The sequence below is a fragment of the Oceanospirillum sediminis genome (assembly GCF_014164585.1).
GTDB classification, from domain to species: domain Bacteria; phylum Pseudomonadota; class Gammaproteobacteria; order Pseudomonadales; family Halomonadaceae; genus Oceanospirillum; species Oceanospirillum sediminis.
The window spans coordinates 169,397-191,643 of the sequence record NZ_JACJFM010000003.1; the positions used below are offsets into that span (position 1 = coordinate 169,397).

The following is a 22,247-nucleotide window of genomic DNA, read 5'->3' on the forward strand; positions in this document are numbered from 1 at the left end:
CATGCTGTTTGGCAGGCGATTGAAAAAACGCTTTATTGGTATTCTGGGACTGGCTGTACTGGGTTTGGTTGTTCATTTTCTCGACAGTCAGCGGCCACGTAGTAGTAACCTTTTTGATGGTGTCGATGAACGCCCGTCGGAACCGGATTATTTTGCCGTAAACAGCCAGTATCGAAGTTATAATCGTGACGGTCAGCTGGAACATTCAATCAGAGCTGACCGTCTGTTGCATTTCCCTGATAGTCGTCAGACCCGTCTGGAACAACCTGAGCTGAGTACATATGGCGTGGAGGGGCAGGCGTTATGGAATGCCAGAAGTGATAAGGGTGTCGTTGAAGGTGACGGCAATCATTTTCAATTAAATCAAAATGTTATAGTCTGGAAAGGCACAAGTCGTCAGCCAGAGGATAAGACTCTGACGCCTGTACGCCTGACAACCGATCTGTTAAACATTGATCTGGAAAAAGAGCAGGCCTATACCGATAAGGCGGTGTTATTAGAAGCTGAGCAGGGCGATATGCAGGGAAAGGGATTACAGGCCAACCTGAAAAATAGCCAGATCTATTTGCTTGAGGATGTCAGGGGACTCTATGTTCAATAAATTTAACCCGCTTTTTCGACAGATCAGCTCGTTAATGATCGCTGCTATGCTGATATTTCATGGGCCCTTATATGCTCTGGACAGTGATAGTGCGCAACCAATCAATATCCAGGCGAATCAGGCCGAGTTTAACCCTGAAACAGGTATAGCAACCTATACGGGTGATGTGAAGTTGAATCAGGGTAGCCTGAAAGTCAAAGCGCATACTGTGACCATTTATCAGGATAATAACGGTGAGATCAGTAAGGTGGTAGCGATAGGTAAAGGCGAACGTGTGCATATGCAGCAGAAGCCAGAGCCAGACAGCCCTGAAGTACATGCTTTTGCTATGTATGCTGAATATCTGTCGGTTGAGCAGGAGGTACTGCTGAAAGATAATGCTGAGCTGGAAAATGGCAAAGATCGTTTTACCGGTGACCGTATCCGCTATAACCTTCAGACACGTAATATCAGTGCCTGGGGTGATAAAAACAGTGGTTCGCAGAGTCAGTCATCAGTGCCTGGCCAGGTAAAAATTATTCTGTATCCGAAAAATAATCAGAGCTCTGCCCAATGAAGACCCTGAGTGCCAGGCATCTGGCAAAAAGTTATAAGAAACGTCAGGTTGTAAAAGATATCAGTCTGGAGGTATGTCAGGGGCAGGTTGTCGGATTGCTGGGTCCAAACGGGGCCGGGAAAACCACATCTTTTTATATGATCGTCGGATTGGTACGCTCTGATGAAGGTCAGGTCAGTATTGATGATGAAGATATTACACCTTTGCCGATGCACGGTCGTGCTCGCAAAGGGGTCGGTTATCTGCCTCAGGAAGCGTCTATTTTTCGTAAATTATCTGTAGAAGATAATATTCTGGGTATTCTCCAGACTCGTAAAGATATGACAAAAGAACAACAGGGGCAGCACCTGGAGAAGTTACTGAATGAGTTCAGTATCACTCATATTCGTAAAAGTCTGGGTATGAGTTTGTCTGGTGGAGAACGTCGCAGGGTAGAAATTGCGCGGGCTCTGGCAACAGAGCCTGCTTTTGTCCTGTTGGATGAACCCTTTGCAGGAGTCGATCCGATTTCAGTCAATGAAATTAAATCGATTATCCGACAACTTAAGGCCCGGAATATTGGTGTTCTGATTACAGATCATAATGTTCGGGAAACGCTGGATATCTGCGAGAAAGCCTATATCGTAAGTGAAGGGCATATTATTGCAGAAGGTGATGCATCCGATATTATGGATAACCAGCAGGTCAGGGATGTCTATCTGGGCCAGGAATTCACGTTATAACAATCATTCGGGAATAAGCCGTAACCTATGAAACCGGCATTACAGCTGAAAATCGGTCAGAATCTGACCATGACGCCACAGTTGCAACAAGCCATTCGCCTGTTGCAGCTTTCAACTCTGGATCTGCAGCAGGAGATTCAGGAGGCGCTTGAATCTAATCCTATGCTTGAGCTGGAGGATGAGTTTAATGCTTCCTCAGAAGCTTCTGCAGATGCAGAGAACAATAACAATGAGGCGAAAGAAGCTGAAACGGTGACTGCTTCTGAAAATGAGTCTGCTGATTCTGACGAGTCGTTTTCAACGGCGGCAGAAGACAACTGGCAGGATTCTATCCCGGAGGATTTGCCTGTTGACAGTGCCTGGGATGAGGTTTATCAGGAAAGTTTATATACTTCTTCGGGCAGTGGTTCTGATGATGAAAATAACTACCTGGAGCAGAGAGGCACTGTAACAGAAACGCTGCAGGACCATCTCTCCTGGCAGCTGAACTTGTCTGGTTTGTCACAACAGGATCGTATTATTGCTGAGTCTTTAATTGACAGCATTGATAATGATGGTTATCTGACTTCATCTCCGGAAGACATTCTGGAAGGTCTCAAGGATGAAGAGTTTTTCCAGAACAGCGCTTTTGAATTGGAAATTGAAGATGTTGATGCTGTGCTTGGCTATGTTCAGCACCTTGACCCGATAGGATGTGGCGCACGCAATCTTCAGGATTGTCTGCTGATCCAGCTGGAACTGATTGAAACAACTCCATTTCTGCTGGAAAAAACCCGTAAACTGATTACCTACTTCCTAGATATGCTGGGTAGTCGTGATTTTGCTCAGTTAATGCGTAAGCTTCGTGTTAAAGAGCCTGAGTTGCAGGAAATCATTGAGCTGATTCGCAGCCTGAATCCAAAACCCGGATCAACTATTTCAACCGAACACGCTGAGTATGTTACACCTGATTTGTTCGTTAGCCGGGAACAGGATCACTGGAAAGTGGAACTGAATCCTGAAATTGCTCCGAAAATTCGTATTCACGATGCTTATTCTGGTCTGATTAAACGGGCTGATAACAGCCGTGATAACACCTTTATGAAAAACCAACTGCAGGAAGCACGCTGGTTTCTGAAAAGTCTGCATAGCCGCAATGAAACCCTGCTGAAAGTAGGTATTGAGATTGTGAGACGCCAGCAGGCGTTTCTGGAGCTGGGTGAGGAAGGTATGAAGCCTATGGTTCTGCACGATATTGCAGAAGCCATTGAAATGCATGAATCAACGATATCCAGGGTCACTACACAGAAATATATTCATACTCCCCGTGGTATTTTTGAGCTGAAGTACTTTTTCTCCAGTCATGTAGGGACAACGTCCGGAGGCGAAGCGTCATCTACCGCGATTCGGGCTATGATTAAGAAGATGATCGCAGAAGAGCCTCCAAGAAAGCCTCTGAGCGATAGTAAGTTGGCAAATATGCTGGCAGAGCAGGGTATTAAGGTTGCAAGACGGACCGTTGCCAAGTACCGTGAAGCAATGAATATTCCGCCATCAAATGAACGTAAGAAGCTGATTTAAAATCCATTTACAAAAAAAAGGTTTGCAAACACAGGAAAAACGATACAATCGAATTGCAGACCACGAACAAGTAAGGAGCTCGTTATGCAATTAAACATTACTGGTCAACACCTTGAGCTTACTGATTCACTGCGTGATTATGTTTCAAGTAAAGTTAGCCGTTTAGAGCGTCACGTCGATAACATCACCAATGTTCAGGTCACACTGAAAGTAGAAAAAGAGCGTCAGATTGCAGAGATCACCCTGCACGTAGCTGGAGCAGATTTACATGCGACAGCGGAAGCTGAGGATATGTATGCATCGATTGATGCGTTGATCGATAAAATGGATCGTCAGTTAATTAAGCACAAAGAAAAAGCTCAGGCCCGTAAACAGGGTGCTTAACCCTTCACTATCGAGCATTATTGATATCCCCATGCCTCTCAATTCTGTTCTTACTCCCCTGCGAACCCTGGATGGGGTTCCCGGGGGAAGTAAAAAAAGACTCCTCGAATTTTTCAGTAAATTTATTTCTCAGCAGATTCCGGCTCTGGAAAGCAATGAAGTTTTTGATAAACTGATTGCCAGAGAGCGCCTGGGCAGTACAGGAATAGGCGAAGGTATTGCCGTTCCTCACTGCCGAATCAGTAACTGCAGTGAAAGTGTCGGTACTTTTATCCGGCTGAAAGATAAAATTGACTTTGATGCTATTGATGGTAAACCCGTTGATATGATGTTTATCCTGCTGGTACCGGAAGAAGCTAACGATGAGCATCTGAACCTGTTATCATCTCTGGCAGAAAAGTTTGCTGACCCTGAGTTCTGCCGCAAGTTGCGCTCTGCACCTGGTTCTGAAGAACTGTATCAGCTCTGGGTTCAGTAGTTCCGGTCTAGGATTATCAGCAGGGAATATAATGATGCAATTGGTGGTTATCAGTGGGCGTTCTGGTGCTGGCAAAAGTGTCGCGCTGCATGTTCTGGAGGATCTTGGCTTTTTTGCCATTGATAATCTTCCCATTGGCCTGTTAAGCCAGTTGCCAGATCATCTGCCTGAAAATAATACGCGTATTGCGGTCAGCATTGATGCCCGTAATATTGTTACGGATCCGGGAGGGATCCAGCCCCATCTGATGGCTTTAAAGTCCGATGGTGTTAATGCCAGCATCATTTATCTTGATTCTGATCAGGCTACTCTGATCGATCGCTTTAATGCGACTCGCCGCAAACACCCGCTGTCTTCTGATAAAATTTCGCTGGCCGAAGCCATTGAAAATGAAGCCTGCCTGCTGGAGAGTGTTGCAGAGCAGGCTGACCTTCGAATTGATACCAGCAATCTGAGTATTTATGACCTGCGAGATATTATTAAGCAGCAGCTTCAGTCCAGCCCGCAGAAAGAAGTCGCTATTCAATTCCAGTCTTTTGGTTTTAAACGGGGTGCTCCAAGGGATTGCGACTTCCTGTTTGATGTCCGGTGTTTACCAAATCCTTACTGGGAAGCACATCTGCGCAGCTTTACTGGCCAGGATCAGGAAGTGATTGAGTTTCTGGAACAGGATTTCAGTGTGCGTGCCATGCTGTCAGATATATCCGGTTTTCTCGATAAGTGGTTCCCCTCCATCATTGCCAGCAGCAGAAACTACATTACGGTAGGTGTAGGTTGCACAGGGGGACAGCATCGGTCGGTATATATTGCTGATCACCTTGCTGAGAAGTTCCGGCATCAGTATCCGCAAACGCTGGTGCGGCACAGAGATCTCAGGCTGGCAAATAAGGAATAGTATATGTTAAGTCTGAAAGTAACTGTGACCAATGCGAAAGGTTTTCACCTTCGGCCGGCCTCAAAACTGGTTGAAGTTGCCGGACGTTACCCGGATGCCTGTGCCCAGCTGGTTCATCCAGAAAGGGGTAATAAAGCGGATTGCCGCAACATGATGGCTCTGATGATGATGAGTTGTCCTATGGGGACAGAGCTAGGGCTTGAGATTGAAGGGGAGCAGGCTCAGGCTCTGGCTGACGCTATCCAGGCGCTTTTTAATTCTGGCTTTGGTGACTGATTCCTTGCTGCTACAACGCTTTTCTATTTTGTCCACCGTTTGATCTACTCCTTATTTCCCCTGCCATTCAGAGAAAAATCCAGTTATTATCGCAACATACGCCACTCATTACCCTTTGAGCGATTGTATCGTCTTGCTTTTTAAGCCGTGAAGATCACTCTGTATTATTGAGCAATTGATATGGCCAGCGATAACCAGGATACCTCACCTCTTATTGAACGATTGAATGATGCAATGGATTCAGGGGCTTTTGCTCAGGTCCGGCGTATGATCAATCGCGGATTGCCGCCGCAGGATGTGGCCCATTTGCTTGAATCGTCGCCTCCTAAAGAGCGGGATTTGCTATGGCAGATGATTGATCCGGAGCTGCAGGGTGATGTGCTTCAGTACCTCAGCGATGATATTCAGATGATTTATCTGAAGCGAATGAACCCGGAAGAGTTCCTGACAGCTACAGAAGGTCTGGAAACCGATGATATTGCCGACCTGCTACAGCAGTTACCGGATACCATTATTCAGGAAGTACTGGTATCAATGGATGCCCAGGACCGGCACAGGGTAGAGGCTGTCCTGTCTTATCCGGAGGATACTGCGGGTGGCCTGATGAACACGGATACGATTACGATCCGTGCAGACATCACCATTGATGTGGTTATGCGTTATCTGCGCCGTCACCAGAGCTTACCCGAGTCGACGGACTCTCTGCTGGTGGTCAGTCGTAAGGATCATTTTATTGGTGTGCTTCCGATTACCCGGATGCTGGTGTCCGACCCGAACATCACGGTCAGGGAAGTGATGGATACGGACTGTATTGTTATCAAGGCCGATATGCCAGATAGTGAAGTCGCCAATCTGTTTGAAAAATTCGATCTTATTTCTGCTCCGGTAGTGGATGATGATGATACTCTGCTTGGACGTATTACCATTGATGACGTGGTTGATGTTATCAGGGAGGACGCTGATCACTCTCTGATGAGCATGGCAGGTCTGGATGAGGATGAGGACACTTTCTCTCCCGTGCTTCTGACAGCGCGTCGCAGGGCTGTATGGTTGGGTATTAATTTGCTGACTGCATTTCTGGCCTCAGCTGTTATTGGTATTTTTGATGAAACCATTGAGAAAGTCGTAGCATTGGCAGTATTGATGCCTATTGTAGCCAGTATGGGGGGGATTGCCGGTAGTCAGACTCTGACGGTTGTGATTCGTGGGATGGCGCTTGGGCATATCTCATCCAGTAATACCCCCTGGCTTTTGAACAGGGAACTGATTGTCGGCGTGATCAATGGTACTTTGTGGGCCGTGGTTGTTGCCGGTGTCGCTGTGCTCTGGTTCAATGATCTGACTCTGGGCTTTATTATTGGCGCTGCTATCGTGATTAATCTGATCGTGGCAGTACTGGCAGGTGCAGCCTTACCTCTGATTCTGAAATGGATGAAGATTGATCCGGCCCTGGCGGGCAGTGTGCTGCTGACGACGGTAACAGATGTGATTGGTTTTATGGCGTTTCTCGGACTGGCAACGGTCTTTTATCTGTCCTGAGTTGTCCCGGTCTTAATGCCTGTGAGCTGGTTATTCCATCGGGATGTTCTTCTGTATAACGATAAATGCTTATATTAAATGTTGTTAGTGCAACAATAAGAAAGAGCTGAACCTGAATGTTCAGCTCTTTTGATTATAAGAGAGTCAGAGGCTTAACTGCCTGCCAAAGACATCTGCTCTATCAGAATAGACCCTGTATGGGTATTTCCCCGAGTGTCAATATCGGTACCAATAGCCTGGATCTTTCTGAACATATCATTCAGATTACCGGCAATCGTAATTTCATGTACCGGATACTGAATCACTCCATTTTCTACCCAGAAGCCTGCAGCACCTCTGGAATAATCACCAGTGACCATATTGACTCCTTGTCCCATCAGCTCTGTGACAAGAAGACCTGTATCCATTTTTTTTAGTAACTGTGCAAAATCTTCGCCGGTTGTACTGACTTTAAGGTTACGGGCTCCGCCTGCATTTGCGGTCGTTTCCAATCCTAATTTGCGGGCAGAATAACTACCCAGCAGATAACTGCTCAGTACCCCCTGATTAACAAAAGTATTATCCCTGGTGGCAACGCCTTCACGGTCGAAAGGTGAACTGGAAACACCGGCTTTAAGGCCCGGTTGTTCGCTGATTGACAGAAAATCAGGCATTACCTGTTCCCCCAGCTTATCTTTCAGGAAAGATGCATTGCGGTACAGGCTACCACCACTGATTGCTCCCATCAGGTGACCGATCAGGCCAGACGCGACCTCTGCTGCAAAGAGGACAGGGACTTTCCGAGTCGAAATTTTCTGAGGGTTCAGTCTGGCCAGTACTCTTTCTGCTGCTTTTTTGCCGATAGCTTCAGGGGGCATCAGATTAGACCATTGACGCTGGCTGTCATACCAGTAGTCCCGCTGCATATTGTCACCAGAACCAGCAATTAACACACAGCTTGATGAATAATTGGTGCCGGAGAGCATGCCGGAAAAGCCATGACTGTTGGCATAAACCATGACTCTTTCACCGCTATAAAGCCCTGCACCATCTGAATTGGTAATATGCTGATCGGACCGGCCTGCATTTTCACATAGCAGAGCCTGTTCTGTCAGAGTATCCACTGAAAGAGATTGTGGGTAATACAGCTCCGGGTCCTGCCAGTCTTTTGCCATAAGCCCGGCATCAGCCAGTCCGGCAAATTCATCTTCTGCCGTATGGTCAGCAAAGGCCAACGCCATGTCGACAGCGTTATTCAGTGCTTTTTCTGTCAGATCGGTTACCGATACATGACCTTTCTTTTTGCCCCGGTATAGCGTCAGGGAGACACTCTGGTCCTGATTGAATTCAACGGTCTCTACCTCTCCCATGCGAGCATTAACAGACAGACCGCTGCTACCGGATACTGATACTTCTGCAGCACTTGCTCCGAGACTTCTGGCTCGTTCCAGCACCTGTTGTGCACATTCAGGTAACTGAGCGCGCCAGCTGTTCATCTGTTCTGTGTAGTGTTCTTCCTGCTGAGACATATGTTTCTACCTGATCATTGCTGTAGCCTCGGTCATAATACCCATCTGTGTTAAACTTGTGTTATCTGATAACTGTACAAGTGAGTGATATGAGCGAAGAAATATTTGACGAATATGAGGAATACGAAGAAGGTCCCAGTAAGACTCAGATAAAAAGAGAGATGCAGGCTCTTCAGGATATGGGGAAGAAGATTCTGGGTCTGTCTGCCGATCAGCAAAAGCAGCTGCCTCTGTCTGATGATATGTATGCGGCGATTGATGAGTACCGTCGTATTCGCTCTCATGAAGCCCAGCGTCGCCACCTTCAGTATGTAGGTAAGGTGATGCGCAGGGAGGATGTTGATGCCATTTCAGAGAAACTGGCATTGTTTGACACCACCAGTGATGCTTATAACAGACAATTCCATAAGCTTGAGCACTGGCGGGATCGGTTGGTTGCTGAGGGTGATAAGGCCCTGAATGAGCTGATGGCTGAAAAACCAGATGCTGATCGACAGTCTTTGCGTCAGTTAATCCGAACTGCTCAGAAAGAGCAAAGCCAGAACAAGCCACCAGCTGCGGCACGTAAGATCTTTCGAAAACTACGTGAAATCTACGACCTGTAAGTGAACTGTTCTCAGCCTTGTTCCCGGATGCCTGTATAGTGACAGATAAATATAGTCTGTTACCTGTAATCGAAGAACATGCCGGAGCCTGATCCCTATCAGGCTGCGGCTGCCTTCCAGGCTGAATTTGACAGCCCGTCAGAGGGTGATAGCCGGGTTTATCCGGGCCAGTCAGCATCCGGTTCATTACTGACCTGTTCCACCAACAGTCAGTTCATCGATTTTCAGAGAGGGCTGCCCTACGCCAACCGGAACACTCTGGCCATCTTTGCCGCAGACACCCACGCCATCATCCAGCTTCAGGTCGTTGCCAACCATGGATACTTTCTGCATGGTTTCCGGACCATTGCCAATCAGAGTTGCACCTTTGACCGGGGCGGTTATTCTACCGTCTTCAATCAGGTAGGCCTCATTGGCTGAAAACACAAACTTACCTGAAGTGATATCGACCTGGCCACCACCAAAGTTAACAGCATAAATTCCATGTTTAACGCTGGAAATCAGCTCTTCCGGGCTATGCTCACCTGGCAGCATATAGGTATTGGTCATACGAGGCATTGGCAGATGAGCGAACGACTCCCGTCGTCCATTGCCTGTTGGGGTATGTCCCATCAGGCGGGCGTTCATTTTATCCTGCATATAGCCCACCAGATGGCCCTCTTCAATCAGTGTTGTACACTGAGTCGGTGTGCCTTCATCATCAACAGACAGAGAGCCCCGGCGGTCGGTTAGAGTGCCATCATCAACGATAGTACACAGGGACGAAGCAACCTGTTCTCCGATTCGCCCGGAGAAGGCCGAACTGCCTTTGCGGTTGAAATCACCCTCCAGACCATGACCTACCGCTTCATGCAGCAATACGCCCGGCCAGCCTGCCCCTAGCACAACAGGCATATTGCCAGCAGGCGCTTCAATGGCCTCCAGGTTAACAAGCGCCTGACGAACAGCTTCTTTGGCAACAGACTCGGCAAGGTTTTTGTCCAGCAGTGTTTTCAGTGAGTAGCGACCGCCTGCACCAGCACTGCCTCGTTCACGACGTCCGTTCTGTTCAGCAATGACACTGACATTAATACGTACCAAAGGGCGAATGTCTGCTGCCAGAGTGCCATCAGAGGCCATGACCATCACCTGCTCAAAATTGCCGGACAGGGACGCTGTGACTTCTTTTACTCTGGAGTCTGCTGCCCGGGCAATTGCATCAGCTTGTTGTAATATGGCCAGCTTTTCATCCGCTGATAGAGCCAGAATAGGATTGTCAGCCTGATAAAGAGGGGAAAAGGTGGTTTTTTTCATGGCCTGTACGCTGCGGGACTCTCCTTGACGTACAATACTTCTGGCAGCCGTTGCTGCCTGTTCAATGGCCAGAGCGGTAATATCACCGCTATAGGAAAAGCCGGTTTTTTCACCAGACAGGGCACGAATACCTACCCCGCGATCAGCACTGTAGGCGGCATCCTTGACTATACCTTCCTCCAGTACCCAGCTTTCATTCATTGATTGCTGAAAATACAGGTCAGCATAATCAATTCCCGGTCCCATCGCCTTTGCCAGTAATGTTTCTGACTGTTCAAGGCTAAGATCGCCGGGGAGTAACAGTTCCCGGGAAACCTGTTCAATCATAATTATTCTCTAAGTGTCAGGCTAAAACACACGTTTTAGCTCAATTTCAGGATCTCCCCAGGCGCCTTTGACGTCATATCGGGCCCGGGTAACTTTATCGAATAAATTGCCCAGAATTTTCTGTGCAATATAAATGGTTCCACCTACCTGAGGCGCACCGGCCAGAAAAGCGGCCAGAGGCAGAGTTTCTGCAACAGGTAAAGTGACTATCAGTTCCTGATTCAGGGTTTCCTGAACAAAATCAATATCTCCGGATATTTCAAATTTGGTGGCAGAACCATCAACTTTCAGGGGTTCAGACAATGTACCCTGTCCATTGAGTATAGATAATTTACCTGTGACTTTATCATAAGAGAGACCTTTACCGGCAATATCAGAAAAATCGAGTTGTAAGCGCCGGATCAGCTCTCCAAAGTTAAACAGAGAAATCAGTTTCAGTGCCGGAGCAGAGTCGACCTGCTTAAACTCACCTTTTCCAAGCGCCAGGCTCGCCCGGCCTGACAGGGTGGTAGCAGAGAAGTCATGGGGATAGCCTAACCAGTTCAGTCTGGCGCTGATATCTGCTTGCTTGCTGCTCAGCATAGGTTTGATTGCAAAAGCCTGTTGTGCGTGTGCCAGATTCTGCCCGAAGATCCGGATACTGGCTTCAGATTGAACGGGCTTTCCCTGTTGTTCGGGCAGTTTCCAGTTCAGGACTCCGGTATAGGTAACCGAGTTTTGCTTCATCTGGTTCAGAGTCAGTGTTTTTTCTCTTCCCTGGTCCTTGAAGGACAGGGCCAGATCTTCAGCGATGATTTTGTTATAACGCAGATCTTTGATTCTGAGGTTTATTGCTGGCAGGTCAGATGACAGTACATCATCCAGGGCTGTATTTCTGCCCTGATTATCCGGTTGTTCCGGAAGCAGGGTATCTGGTAACACCAGTAAATCAGGCACTTCCTGAAGATCTGTTTGCTTCTGATAAATCAGAGTATCCAGATTGACTACCAGGTTATCGCGGGTCAGATGAGCCGCTCCCTGCAATTGAGGGCTGGCAAAATTCAGGCTGACTTCTCCGTGCCGTTGCTCAGCATCCAGTACCAGATCATCAAAATGAATGCTGCCATAGCTGATTCTGTCAGTTTCCAGGTGAAAGCGATTTGCTCCGGTTTCACTATTTTGTTCATTCTGAGCCTGTGTTTCAGTCATGGGGGAGCCATTGATAGCGGGCATTGCTCCTTGCCCGGATAAGGTAACTGATTCCACCAGGGCATGTCTGGCCTGTTCTTTTCTGGCAAATGCGACCCAGGGTTCAAGTGCCAGTGTTTGTTGATGGAAAATGATATCGCTGCGTCCGGTCAGCTGTTCTGGGAACGCAGTCACTACGGGTATATCTCCCAGCCAGATATTGGTGGCATAACCGGATTGCCCTGTACCGCTTTTCCAGATGCCTTTGGCCTGAATGGCTTTGCCTGTACTGACCTGGAATCGATTCATGGTATCTGAAAAACTCATGTTCAGTTCCAGTGGTGATTGTTGCTGAATCGGTTTACCAAAAGGGGCAGGTAAATCAATACTTACTCCCTGAAGATCACTGGTCAGGGAAAGCTGACTGATCGTATCAAGCCTGAGATCAAAGCCATACCGGGCGATACCGGATAACCAGGAGGAAAACGGCATGGGTTGCCATTCATTCAGTGCTTTAACCGGTACTTCTCCGGAGCCTTTAATCAGTACACTGCCATCCTGTATATCGGTACTGATGCTGAATGCTGTCGCGCCATCCAGAAAGTGAGCTTGCCCTTTATCAACCGATAGCCCCTTATCCAGATTGTAAACGACATTACCCCGGATATTTTCCAGTGGCGTGCCCAGCTCCGGGATTTCAAGTGTATTGCCTGACGTGCGTACAAGTATCTGCCCTTTGCCTGGTCTATTATCGATAGGAAAATCCAGACGGGTGCTGATATCCAGAGCATTTCCACCCAGTTTCCAGCCCAGCAGGCTTTCTGGGATGAGCTTATTTAACGGTGTGTCGGTAAATACTTTCCAGCCTTTCTCGGGTGATATACTGCCATCAAGCGCCAGCAGAATACGGCTGCCAATAGCATCATCAATCAGACTGATATTGCCAGTGATATCGTTATTCCCAAGATAGCTGCCTGACAACAGCTGAGCTTTCATTTCAGTGCCATCAACCCGCAGATGAGTTCTGATATTTTGTGCGGTAGGCCAGTCCGGAAGAAAAGCCAGTTCCCCCTTATCGATATTCAGCATTAACTGAGTCGACATCTCTCTTTCCGGGTTAATCGCATTGAGCATCAGGCTGCCGTCATAGATAAAGCCTCCTTCATCAACCCTGGCTGTTTTGACGGCTTTGCTCAACCACTCGGTCAGTTCAGGATTCACGACCTTGCCTGGCACCAGAGTCATTCCGAACTCTTTTTCCAGATCCGTGACACCTACATTCAGATAAAACAGGTCATGCTCGGGATTCTGATGAACCAGTACATCAAATTCTCCAGCGACATGAGTACTACCTCGTTTTAGTTCCAGGTGCTGACCGTATACCCTGATTTTATCGGTAATCACCCAGTCAATGCGCCCTTGTGCCTGCTCAAACTCCCATCCCTGGTCATAGAGTACCGGGAACCCCATATGAAACTGCTCCGAGGTAAATCGTATATAACCCTTATTAGCATCAGTTTCGAGATAACCGTCAATATTCTCCAGCACAGGTGCGCCATAATAGGCCTGGACACTGACTTTGCTGAGTTCTGTTGCTATAGAGAAGCCTTCTGTCTCAGACAGTGTCGCAGACAGATTTTTCAATTCACCGGATGGCTTTAGTCGGCGCAAGGCATCTATAGCATCTGCGGGTAAGTCAAACTGTGTCATGACCTGTGATAGGGATTCCAGGTTGAGACTGGCTAGCAGTAATTGCCAGTCCTGATCATTCAGGTTTCTTTTCACGATCAGCTGTTCCATTGGAAACTTCTGTCCCTGAAAAATGAAACTGAGCCTGTCCAGAATCAGTTGCCAGGCGTCTGGTGGTCGGGTCAGGTCTGCTATCTCAACAGTGGGTCCAGGGGGGGGATTATTCTCAGATAAGGTGTCTTTTGATACTGATTCCGTCGTAGCAACGTTTGCCTGTTGCTGCCCTGAAAATTTCATTGCCGAAGGCGGTGCTACGGGTTGAGTTGTCTGGTCAGAATGATTACTTTGAGCTAAAGCAGTGGCTGTATCTGGTTTACTGCCAGGCGATGCCGATGCGTTTTCAGGCAGTGCCACTGGCAGAGAACCTGTCACTCCTGTTTTTGCCTGATGACTGATAACTGACGCAGGTACCTCCTTTGTCGGAGTAGGGGCGACGTATTTTTCTCTATCCCAGAATATATCGGTGGACAACTCTCTCAGATGCATTTCAGGCATATCCTGACTCTGGATACGCACAGACCGGGCAGACAGGTTACCTTTTACTGTATCCAGTTTACCCGACTTCCATTGTGTCCAGAGTTCAAGTCCGGCATCCAGCTCTTTGACTTTGACTGGTAGCAGGTGAGCGATTTTCTCAATCCAGGAGGTCAGAGATTGCTGGTCCGCTTTCAGATAGAGCGCGATTTCCAGGGATTTCTGGTTAAATGGATCACCTTTCAGCTCCATTATAAATTCAATTTTCTGAGCGGATTCGGGATTAAGCTGAAGGCTGCCCTGGATGCGTTGCATACCGTTCTTTTCATAGACTTCCAGGCGCTGACTGAATGCTCTGTATTCACGTCCCAGACGGTCATAGAATTCCAGCCAGACAAATTCCATTTTCAGGTGTTGCTGGGCCATCAGTAACTCAAGTAAGCGGGCCAGAGGCTCTACATCCTGCCTGGCCTGACGATTAGCGCGGGATAGTTGCTGATTATTAGCATTACTTCTGCTTGCTTCAGTACCAGACGTTTTAGCACTTTCCCAGCCCTGTAAACGCCAGGTGAGATCATATTGCTGCTGAAGGCGTAGTGTTACTCCCTGGATAGAAGCCTGTCTGATGACGGGAAGCTGATAGCGGATGGAGGAAAGGCTGTCCAGCTCCAGGCTGAAGTAGTCGACTTCAATGGATGGTGTACCATTATTTGTCTGATAGCGGGAAAAAAGCTGAATACCTTCCAGTTCTACTGCCGGATCAAATCGGTTCCATTGCCCGGACAGATTCTTCACCTGTACCTGCATAGGCAGGTGCTGATTGGCCAGTTGCAATAACTCTTCTCTGTAATCGGACAGAACAGGAAAAAGATAGCGACCAATACTGAGATAAAGAGCCAGTATGACTACCAGTGGCAGTAGCAACCAGCCTATACTGTGATGAAAAATATGCCGGGACAAAGACATAGGTTCAGCCGTTATAGTGTATTTCTGAATGAATGATAATGATCGGCATTCTGTTATTCCTGGTCAGGAATATATTCAGAGCAACACAATGTCAAATTGTTCCTGGCTATACAGAGTTTCTACCTGAAACTTAATAGTTTTATTGATAAAGAGTTCCAGATCGGCCACGCTGGCTGATTCTTCATCCAGTAGTCTGTCGACAACAGGCTGGGCAGCCAGTACCAGATAGGTTTCAGAGCCATAGGCTCTCTCTTCTCGCAGGATTTCTCTGAAAATTTCATAGCACACTGTTTCGGCTGTTTTCAGAGTGCCTCGCGCTTCACAGGTTGGGCAGGGTTCACACATAACCTGCTCAAGACTTTCTCTTGTTCGTTTACGGGTCATCTGTACCAGTCCCAGTTCAGTGACGCCTGTCAGTTTGGTTTTGGCGTGGTCACGTTCCAGGTTTTTCTCCAGTAAACGCAGTACCTGACGCTGGTGCTCAGGGTCCTCCATATCAATAAAGTCAATAATAATGATGCCGCCCAGATTTCTCAGTCGGAGCTGACGCACGATTGCTGTAGCGGCTTCCAGGTTGGTTTTGAAGATGGTTTCTTCCAGGTTCTTGTGGCCGACAAAGGCGCCGGTATTAACGTCAATCGTTGTCATGGCCTCTGTCTGATCAACAACCAGATAGCCTCCGGATTTCAGCTGTACTTTACGTCCCAGTGCTTTTTGTATTTCATCTTCTACACCATACAGATCAAATACAGGACGTTCACCCGGATAATATTCCACTCTGCTTTCCAGAGCCGGGACGAACTCTTTGACAAATGCTTTCAGTTTTACAAAGTTTTCCCTGGAATCAATACGGATTTTTTCGATTTCAGGGCGTACGAAGTCACGCATGGTACGCATGAATAATGGCAGATCTTCGTAAATCACCGTTTTTTCTTTCGCCTGTTTGCAGCGACGTTCTACAGAACGCCACAAGCGATGCAGGAAATGGATATCAGCCAGAATCTCATCTTCACCAAAGCCTTCGGCAGCGGTTCGTATAATAAACCCGCCTTCTGGCTGCACCGGTGTGATTGCTTTTTTCTTTTCTTTCGCCGATGTTGCTGTATCCGGCTCGGGCTGATAGTTTTCAACAATGGCTCTCAGGCGCTCTCGTTCTGTATCATCTTCAATACGCTGAGAAACACCGGTATGTGGGGTATGTGGCATATATACCAGATACCTGGATGGGATCGACAAGTGAGTCGTCAGGCGGGCTCCCTTGGTGCCGATAGGCTCTTTAGTGACCTGAACGATCAATGACTGACCTTCATGCAGTAATGAGCTGATACTTTCTACGTCATTACTGCCGCTTCTGTCTGGGGGAGCGACATCTGCAGCATGAATAAATGCTGCACGCTCAAGACCTATATCGACAAATGCAGCCTGCATGCCAGGCAGAACCCGTACAACTTTGCCTTTGTAAATATTACCGACAATACCACGACGTCGAGTGCGCTCAATGTATACTTCCTGTAACACGCCGTTTTCTACTACAGCAACGCGGGTTTCCATTGGTGTAATATTAATAAGAATTTCTTCACTCATAGTCTTTTCCCCTGCCGCGATAAGCGCCTGAACAAACGTTTCTCAGCTAACAGCAGCTGTGCTCCCGGATCGTTGACCGGAGAATGCTGAAATACTTCTGTTCAGGTATGTAGTATAAGGATACCTGATGTGATGCTGCTGATTATTATGCATCAAGTATTTGAATATTATAGTTTTTTAATAACTCTGCTGTTTCATATAAGGGGAGGCCGACCACATTACTGTAGCTGCCAGCCACAGACTGGACAAAAACCGCAGCTAACCCCTGAATAGCATATCCTCCGGCTTTATCTGCCGGCTCTCCGGTTTTCCAGTATTGTCGGCATTCAGATGGCGTTACTTGCCTGAAAGTGACTTCAGTAATACTCAGAACAGAGTGAATCTGCTCCTGATCACAGACAGCTACTCCTGTCATGACCTGGTGAGTCTGGCCGGATAACATCATCAGCATTCTTAATGCGTCTTCTTCATCTACAGGTTTTCCCAGTATCTGCTGATCAAAAACGACGCAGGTATCTGAGCCCAGGACCGGCAGGTGCGTTCCTGATTGCGTAAGTCCGGCCTGTGCTTTCTCCCTGGCCAGACGTAGTACATATTGCTCTGCTGATTCATGCGGTAGTACGCTTTCATCCAGATCAACCGGATATTGCAGGCACTGAAGCCCCAATTGTTGTAATAAAGCCATACGTCGAGGTGAAGCTGAAGCCAGACAAAGATCAAATGCGCTCAAAGGTATTCCTTATTTATACATGTTCAGTGATCAGTTTAGTAACCAGAACCTGTTCTTTTCCCATAAATTAATCGGAGTTTTGTCAACGCACATGGAAACGGCGGCGTATGGTACGCATTGCAATAAAAAACCAGGGCCAGAGCAGTGTACTGGCCAGAGCGGGTAGCAGGAAGGCAACGGTATCAGCGGCTACTGTCGTCAGGTTCTGGATCCACTGATAAATCATGAGATTGATACCAATCAGAATGCCAACCATCATAGCCTGTTGCCAGGTGCTGTAATTTCTCAGGCGCTGATACAGCAGCAGGCTGAGATAAGCGATAATGGAGCAGGTCAGCGCGTTTTGTCCCAGCAGAGCACCTTCCAGCAGATCCATGCATAAACCAACAATAAAGCCTGTGAACACTCCGACTCTATGAGGTACAGCAATACACCAGTAAATCAGTACCATAAAAACCCATTCAGGTTGCAGCCAGAGTAATTTATCCGGCAGAGGCATGGCTGAAAGCAATAATGCCAGCAGAAACGTGGAGAAAATCACCAGGATTGCCATTATGTATTATCTCCTGAGGTATTCTGATCAGATAAAGGAGCCTCCGGGTTATCAGGTGTTTCCGGCTGAGACTCAGCAGGGCTGGCTGTTGCTTTATTTTTCTGACCCCCTTCTTCGGGGAGAGGCGTAGGTTCTCTGGGATTCAGAAGCAGTACGTAACGGCTACGTTCCAGCTGGGCAAGAGGGCGAGCTGTGACTTTGGCAAAGGGTTTTCCGGGTTGATGTTCCACTGTGTTCAACTCTGCAACGGGATACCCCGGAGGAAAACGTCCACCCAGGCCTGATGTCACCAGAAGATCTCCTTCCCGGATATCGGCAGTTTCCGGAACATGCGTCAGCTGAAGAGAGTTCATACTGCCTGTACCGGAAGCAATCGCTCTGAAACCATTACGATTGACTACGACAGGAACGGCATGAGACGTATCCGCAATCAGTAATACCCGGCTGGTAAATGCACTGACAGCTACAACCTGGCCGACCAGCCCCAGTACATCTACAACCGCTTGTCCCTCGTAAACGCCATCATTACGACCTTTATTAATCAGGACCTGATGCAGAAAGGCATCTGAGTCCAGCCCGATGACCTCACCGAGCATAAAACGATCATCGTAACCGTCCTGAGCATTTAACAGCTCCCTTAAACGGATGTTTTCTGCGATCAGCCATGCCATACGCTGATTTTTGCTGGATAACAGCAGTGCCCTTTCTTTCAGCATGGCATTTTCATCAAGGAGGGCATTTCGATCAGAAAAAACAGTAGCTCCCCAGGACCAGAGCTGGGTTGGCAGATCAACTGCCCACTGTAAGGGGGTGACGGCGACAGTCAGGACGGAACGAACCTTATCCATATGCTGGTATCGATAATCAGAAAACATCAGGACAAATGCCAGCACAATACTGAGCAGTAGTCTGAGCCCCAGAGATGGACCTCTTACAAATAGCGGGTTAATTTCTGCCTCCTTAAAATCTGACTGCACTGATACAGATAAACGACATTCCTGATAATTTTATGCCAGATTTACTGCAGGCAAAATAAAAATGGCGGTTGCTAACCGCCATTTTACTCTTATCTGGTACTGTCAGAAAGACTTAACACTGACACTCATATAAATGATGAGTCAGAGTTAACCCGGCTGGCGGGAGGACTCTCTGTACAGATAGTGCACAGGACAGGCTATCAGCCCTCGCTGGACAGTAAATCAAAGGTATGCTGGTCTATCATTTCCAGAGCACGACCACCGCCGCGGGCAACACAGGTCAGAGGCTCTTCTGCGATAATAACCGGCAGGCCTGTTTCTTCTGCAATCAGCTTATCGATATCCCGCAACAAAGCTCCACCACCGGTCAGTACCAGCCCTCGCTCGGCAATATCAGAGGCCAGTTCTGGAGGGGATTGCTCCAGGGCACTTTTAACGGCCTGTACAATAGAGGACAGAGGCTCTTGCAGAGCTTCAAGAATTTCATTTGAATTCAGGGTGAAACTGCGCGGAATACCTTCAGCCAGATTACGACCCCGGACATCAATTTCACGCATATCACTGCTTGGATAAGCGCAACCAATCTCTTCTTTGATACGCTCAGCCGTCGCTTCACCTATCAGGCTTCCATAGTGGCGGCGTACATAGGACACGATGGCTTCATCAAAGCGGTCACCACCAATGCGTACGGACTGAGAATAGACCACACCATTGAGTGATATAATCGCGATCTCAGTCGTACCGCCACCAATATCAACCACCATAGAACCGTTGGCTTCATCAACCGGAAGTCCTGCACCAATCGCTGCGGCCATAGGCTCTTCAATCAAGAATACTTCTCGGGCACCGGCCCCCATCGCAGATTCTCGAATGGCTCGGCGCTCAACCTGAGTTGACATGCAGGGTACACAAACCAGGACGCGAGGGCTTGGCGTCAGCCAGCTGTTCTCGTGTACTTTGTTGATAAAATGCTGCAGCATTTTTTCGGTAACATGGAAATCTGCAATAACACCGTCCTTCATCGGACGAATGGCAGTAATGTTACCCGGCGTACGACCCAGCATACGTTTTGCGTCCAGACCGACAGCCGCTACGCTGCGCTGGTTGCCATGATGACGAATGGCCACTACGGAGGGCTCATCCAGTACTACGCCGCGACCGCGAACATAGATCAAAGTGTTAGCAGTCCCCAGATCAATTGACAGATCGCTGGAAAACAGACCTCTGAGTCGTTTAAACATGTGATTTTTTTCACCTAAATCCAATTTACCCTGTGCAGGCAGAACTCTAACAACCAGCGGCACACACGGCAAGATACAAATGTGTCAGGCGGGTGGAAATATGTTAAATTGTGCGCCTATTTTCCTATTAAACCACATTTTGTGACTAAACTGGCTCACTCAGGGCAGGAAGCTACATGGCTCTAGAAAGATCCGATGTTGAGAAAGTCGCCCATCTGGCCCGACTTCAGATCGAAGAAAACGATATTCCGGAATACACCCGCAATCTGACCAGCATTCTGGATCTGGTCGATCAGATGCAGGAGGTAGATACCGGTGACATTGAACCGCTGGCACATCCCCTGGATGCCACTCAGCGCCTTCGTCATGACGAAGTGACTGAAAGCAATCAGCGTGAACACTTCCAGCAGAATGCACCTGCCACAGAAGCAGGTTTGTTCCTGGTACCTAAAGTGATTGAGTAATTCAGTCATTCCCGGGTAGCCAAAGAATTCCATATCAGGGCGTTTCCTGATCTGATTGACGCATAAAGATCGTTCCGATCGGCAGAAGCTGCTCGGAACGCCGGAAACGCCGGACACGGGTAGCGAAGGATTTATTCCACATGCACAACAAAACCATTGCTGAGCTGGCAAAAGGCCTGGCGGATGGAGATTTCTCCAGCGTTGAGCTGACCCAGCACTTCTTGCAGCGTATTGATGAGCTGGATAGCCAGTACAACAGCTTTATCACTGTGACACCAGAGCAGGCTCTGGCTGAGGCAAAAGCGGCAGATGACATTCGTGCTGCAGGTAATGCCGGCAAAATGGCCGGGATTCCGATTGCTCATAAAGATATTTTCTGTACCAACGGTGTATTAACCACTTGTGGCTCTAAGATGCTGTCCAATTTTGTTGCGCCATACGATGCAACAGTGATCAGTAACTTTAAAAAAGCCGGTATGGTGTCTTTGGGTAAAACTAATATGGATGAGTTCGCTATGGGCTCCTCCAATGAGACCAGCTTCTTTGGTCCGTCGAAAAACCCATGGGACCTGAATGCTGTGCCTGGTGGTTCTTCCGGTGGTTCTGCAGCAGCAGTAGCAGCACGCCTGGCCCCTGCTGCTACAGGTACAGATACTGGTGGCTCGATTCGTCAGCCTGCGGCGTTCTGTGGTATTACCGGTCTGAAACCGACTTATGGTCGTGTATCCCGTTGGGGCATGATTGCGTACGCCTCCAGTCTGGATCAGGGCGGCCCTATGGCCCGCACGGCGGAAGACTGTGCCCTGCTGATGAATGAGATGGCCGGTTTTGATCCTAAAGATTCCACCTCTCTGAAAAAAGCGGTGCCGGACTACACTGCAGATCTGGACAAACCTCTGAATGGCCTGCGTATTGGTCTGCCAAAAGAGTATTTTGGTGAAGGTTTGTCTGCAGAGATGGGTGATACCATCATGACTGCAATCAAAGAGTTTGAAAAACTGGGTGCCACCGTTCAGGAAATCAGCTTGCCAAATACGATGCTGGCTATTCCTGCATATTACGTGATTGCACCAGCAGAGGCTTCTTCTAACTTGTCCCGTTATGATGGTGTTCGCTTTGGTCATCGCTGTGATGATCCGGTGAATCTGGAAGATCTGTATAAGCGTTCCCGTGGCGAAGGCTTTGGTAAGGAAGTTCAGCGTCGTATTCTGGTCGGTACATATGCTCTGAGTGAAGGCTATTACGATGCTTACTATCGTAAAGCTCAGCGTATTCGTCGCCTGATTCAGCAGGACTTCCTGAATGCCTTTGAGGAAGTTGATCTGATTATGGGCCCTACGGCACCTACTGCTGCGTTTGATCTGGGCAGTAATACAGACGATCCGGTACAGATGTATATGGAAGATATTTATACACTGGCTGTCAATCTGGCCGGGCTTCCGGGTATTTCTGTACCTGCAGGTCTGATCAATAATCGCCCTGTGGGTCTGCAGATTCTGGCAGGACACTTCCAGGAGTCTCAGTTGCTGAATGCTGCGCATCAGTTCCAGAGCGCAACCAGCTGGCACCAACTGGCGCCTGGCGCTGGTCAGTAATTT

The 22,247-nt window shown here is 48.0% G+C and carries 20 protein-coding genes; 12 read left to right on the forward strand and 8 right to left on the reverse strand.

Annotation, left to right across the window (positions count from 1 at the left end):
- Position 1: 1 nt before the first annotated feature.
- The 9 genes from lptC to mgtE all read left to right on the forward strand — a co-directional run bounded on the left by lptC (position 2) and on the right by mgtE (position 7,011).
- Positions 2–601 carry an LPS export ABC transporter periplasmic protein LptC gene (gene lptC, locus H4O21_RS03735; RefSeq protein ID WP_182807503.1) on the forward strand — a complete coding sequence of 200 codons (600 nt, stop codon included), beginning with the start codon at positions 2–4 and terminating at the stop codon, positions 599–601.
- A complete protein-coding gene (gene lptA, locus H4O21_RS03740) occupies positions 591–1,157 on the forward strand; it encodes a lipopolysaccharide transport periplasmic protein LptA (RefSeq protein ID WP_182807504.1) in 567 nt (188 codons plus the stop codon). Before lptC ends, lptA begins: the two co-directional genes overlap by 11 nt.
- Positions 1,154–1,879 carry an LPS export ABC transporter ATP-binding protein gene (gene lptB, locus H4O21_RS03745; RefSeq protein ID WP_182807505.1) on the forward strand — a complete coding sequence of 242 codons (726 nt, stop codon included), beginning with the start codon at positions 1,154–1,156 and terminating at the stop codon, positions 1,877–1,879. The genes lptA and lptB overlap by 4 nt, the downstream gene beginning before the upstream one ends.
- A gap of 27 nt (positions 1,880–1,906) precedes the next feature.
- A complete protein-coding gene (locus tag H4O21_RS03750) occupies positions 1,907–3,439 on the forward strand; it encodes an RNA polymerase factor sigma-54 (RefSeq protein ID WP_182807506.1) in 1,533 nt (510 codons plus the stop codon).
- A gap of 84 nt (positions 3,440–3,523) precedes the next feature.
- Positions 3,524–3,823 carry a ribosome hibernation-promoting factor, HPF/YfiA family gene (gene hpf / locus H4O21_RS03755; RefSeq protein WP_182807507.1) on the forward strand — a complete coding sequence of 100 codons (300 nt, stop codon included), beginning with the start codon at positions 3,524–3,526 and terminating at the stop codon, positions 3,821–3,823.
- Positions 3,824–3,854: 31 nt separating this feature from the next.
- Positions 3,855–4,301 (forward strand): PTS IIA-like nitrogen regulatory protein PtsN, encoded by a 447-nt coding sequence (gene ptsN, locus H4O21_RS03760; RefSeq protein ID WP_182807508.1) that lies wholly within the window; start codon positions 3,855–3,857, stop codon positions 4,299–4,301.
- A 31-nt stretch (positions 4,302–4,332) separates the two neighbouring features.
- Entirely contained in the window at positions 4,333–5,196 is an 864-nt protein-coding gene (gene rapZ, locus H4O21_RS03765) for an RNase adapter RapZ (RefSeq protein ID WP_306667864.1), read from the forward strand.
- Positions 5,197–5,199: 3 nt separating this feature from the next.
- Positions 5,200–5,472, forward strand: coding sequence for an HPr family phosphocarrier protein (locus H4O21_RS03770; RefSeq protein ID WP_182807509.1), 273 nt, complete (start codon positions 5,200–5,202; stop codon positions 5,470–5,472).
- A 180-nt stretch (positions 5,473–5,652) separates the two neighbouring features.
- Positions 5,653–7,011: a magnesium transporter gene (gene mgtE, locus H4O21_RS03775; protein WP_182807510.1), complete on the forward strand. Its 1,359-nt coding sequence runs from the start codon at positions 5,653–5,655 to the stop codon at positions 7,009–7,011.
- A gap of 152 nt (positions 7,012–7,163) precedes the next feature.
- On the opposite strand, the gene pmbA is transcribed toward mgtE, so the two are convergent.
- Positions 7,164–8,519 carry a metalloprotease PmbA gene (gene pmbA / locus H4O21_RS03780; RefSeq protein WP_182807511.1) on the reverse strand — a complete coding sequence of 452 codons (1,356 nt, stop codon included), beginning with the start codon at positions 8,517–8,519 and terminating at the stop codon, positions 7,164–7,166.
- 89 nt (positions 8,520–8,608) lie between these two features.
- Between pmbA and yjgA the strand changes: the two genes are divergently transcribed.
- Complete coding sequence (gene yjgA, locus H4O21_RS03785) at positions 8,609–9,124, forward strand: ribosome biogenesis factor YjgA (protein ID WP_182807512.1); 516 nt, start codon at positions 8,609–8,611, stop codon at positions 9,122–9,124.
- 186 nt (positions 9,125–9,310) lie between these two features.
- On the opposite strand, the gene tldD is transcribed toward yjgA, so the two are convergent.
- From tldD to H4O21_RS03820, 7 genes are all read right to left on the reverse strand, one after another.
- Positions 9,311–10,744, reverse strand: a complete 1,434-nt coding sequence (gene tldD, locus H4O21_RS03790) for a metalloprotease TldD (protein WP_182807513.1) — start codon at positions 10,742–10,744, stop codon at positions 9,311–9,313.
- A gap of 21 nt (positions 10,745–10,765) precedes the next feature.
- The gene (locus tag H4O21_RS03795; protein ID WP_182807514.1) at positions 10,766–15,100 is read right to left on the reverse strand and encodes a YhdP family phospholipid transporter; all 4,335 of its coding nucleotides are present in this window, start codon (positions 15,098–15,100) and stop codon (positions 10,766–10,768) included.
- A gap of 75 nt (positions 15,101–15,175) precedes the next feature.
- The gene (rng, locus tag H4O21_RS03800; RefSeq protein ID WP_182807515.1) at positions 15,176–16,684 is read right to left on the reverse strand and encodes a ribonuclease G; all 1,509 of its coding nucleotides are present in this window, start codon (positions 16,682–16,684) and stop codon (positions 15,176–15,178) included.
- A gap of 145 nt (positions 16,685–16,829) precedes the next feature.
- Positions 16,830–17,414 (reverse strand): Maf family protein, encoded by a 585-nt coding sequence (locus H4O21_RS03805; RefSeq protein WP_182807516.1) that lies wholly within the window; start codon positions 17,412–17,414, stop codon positions 16,830–16,832.
- A gap of 82 nt (positions 17,415–17,496) precedes the next feature.
- Entirely contained in the window at positions 17,497–17,967 is a 471-nt protein-coding gene (gene mreD, locus H4O21_RS03810; protein WP_182807517.1) for a rod shape-determining protein MreD, read from the reverse strand.
- The gene (gene mreC, locus H4O21_RS03815; protein WP_182807518.1) at positions 17,967–18,944 is read right to left on the reverse strand and encodes a rod shape-determining protein MreC; all 978 of its coding nucleotides are present in this window, start codon (positions 18,942–18,944) and stop codon (positions 17,967–17,969) included. The genes mreD and mreC overlap by 1 nt, the downstream gene beginning before the upstream one ends.
- Positions 18,945–19,144: 200 nt before the next feature.
- Complete coding sequence (locus H4O21_RS03820) at positions 19,145–20,185, reverse strand: rod shape-determining protein (RefSeq protein ID WP_182807519.1); 1,041 nt, start codon at positions 20,183–20,185, stop codon at positions 19,145–19,147.
- 176 nt (positions 20,186–20,361) lie between these two features.
- Here H4O21_RS03820 and gatC point away from each other — a divergent pair, with 176 nt between their 5' ends.
- The gene (gene gatC, locus H4O21_RS03825; protein WP_182807520.1) at positions 20,362–20,649 is read left to right on the forward strand and encodes an Asp-tRNA(Asn)/Glu-tRNA(Gln) amidotransferase subunit GatC; all 288 of its coding nucleotides are present in this window, start codon (positions 20,362–20,364) and stop codon (positions 20,647–20,649) included.
- A 140-nt stretch (positions 20,650–20,789) separates the two neighbouring features.
- Complete coding sequence (gene gatA / locus H4O21_RS03830; protein ID WP_182807521.1) at positions 20,790–22,244, forward strand: Asp-tRNA(Asn)/Glu-tRNA(Gln) amidotransferase subunit GatA; 1,455 nt, start codon at positions 20,790–20,792, stop codon at positions 22,242–22,244.
- Positions 22,245–22,247 lie beyond the last annotated feature (3 nt).

Coding starts and splice junctions, on each gene's coding strand:
- H4O21_RS03770 (WP_182807509.1), top strand. CDS start 5,200: ATGTTAAGTCTGAAAGTAACTGTGACCAATGCGAAAGGTTTTCACCTT.
- rng (WP_182807515.1), bottom strand. CDS start 16,684: ATGAGTGAAGAAATTCTTATTAATATTACACCAATGGAAACCCGCGTT.
- H4O21_RS03820 (WP_182807519.1), bottom strand. CDS start 20,185: ATGTTTAAACGACTCAGAGGTCTGTTTTCCAGCGATCTGTCAATTGAT.
- ptsN (WP_182807508.1), top strand. CDS start 3,855: ATGCCTCTCAATTCTGTTCTTACTCCCCTGCGAACCCTGGATGGGGTT.
- yjgA (WP_182807512.1), top strand. CDS start 8,609: ATGAGCGAAGAAATATTTGACGAATATGAGGAATACGAAGAAGGTCCC.
- lptB (WP_182807505.1), top strand. CDS start 1,154: ATGAAGACCCTGAGTGCCAGGCATCTGGCAAAAAGTTATAAGAAACGT.
- hpf (WP_182807507.1), top strand. CDS start 3,524: ATGCAATTAAACATTACTGGTCAACACCTTGAGCTTACTGATTCACTG.
- tldD (WP_182807513.1), bottom strand. CDS start 10,744: ATGATTGAACAGGTTTCCCGGGAACTGTTACTCCCCGGCGATCTTAGC.
- pmbA (WP_182807511.1), bottom strand. CDS start 8,519: ATGTCTCAGCAGGAAGAACACTACACAGAACAGATGAACAGCTGGCGC.
- lptC (WP_182807503.1), top strand. CDS start 2: ATGCTGTTTGGCAGGCGATTGAAAAAACGCTTTATTGGTATTCTGGGA.
- H4O21_RS03795 (WP_182807514.1), bottom strand. CDS start 15,100: ATGTCTTTGTCCCGGCATATTTTTCATCACAGTATAGGCTGGTTGCTA.
- mgtE (WP_182807510.1), top strand. CDS start 5,653: ATGGCCAGCGATAACCAGGATACCTCACCTCTTATTGAACGATTGAAT.
- rapZ (WP_306667864.1), top strand. CDS start 4,333: ATGATGCAATTGGTGGTTATCAGTGGGCGTTCTGGTGCTGGCAAAAGT.
- lptA (WP_182807504.1), top strand. CDS start 591: ATGTTCAATAAATTTAACCCGCTTTTTCGACAGATCAGCTCGTTAATG.
- H4O21_RS03750 (WP_182807506.1), top strand. CDS start 1,907: ATGAAACCGGCATTACAGCTGAAAATCGGTCAGAATCTGACCATGACG.
- gatC (WP_182807520.1), top strand. CDS start 20,362: ATGGCTCTAGAAAGATCCGATGTTGAGAAAGTCGCCCATCTGGCCCGA.
- gatA (WP_182807521.1), top strand. CDS start 20,790: ATGCACAACAAAACCATTGCTGAGCTGGCAAAAGGCCTGGCGGATGGA.
- mreD (WP_182807517.1), bottom strand. CDS start 17,967: ATGGCAATCCTGGTGATTTTCTCCACGTTTCTGCTGGCATTATTGCTT.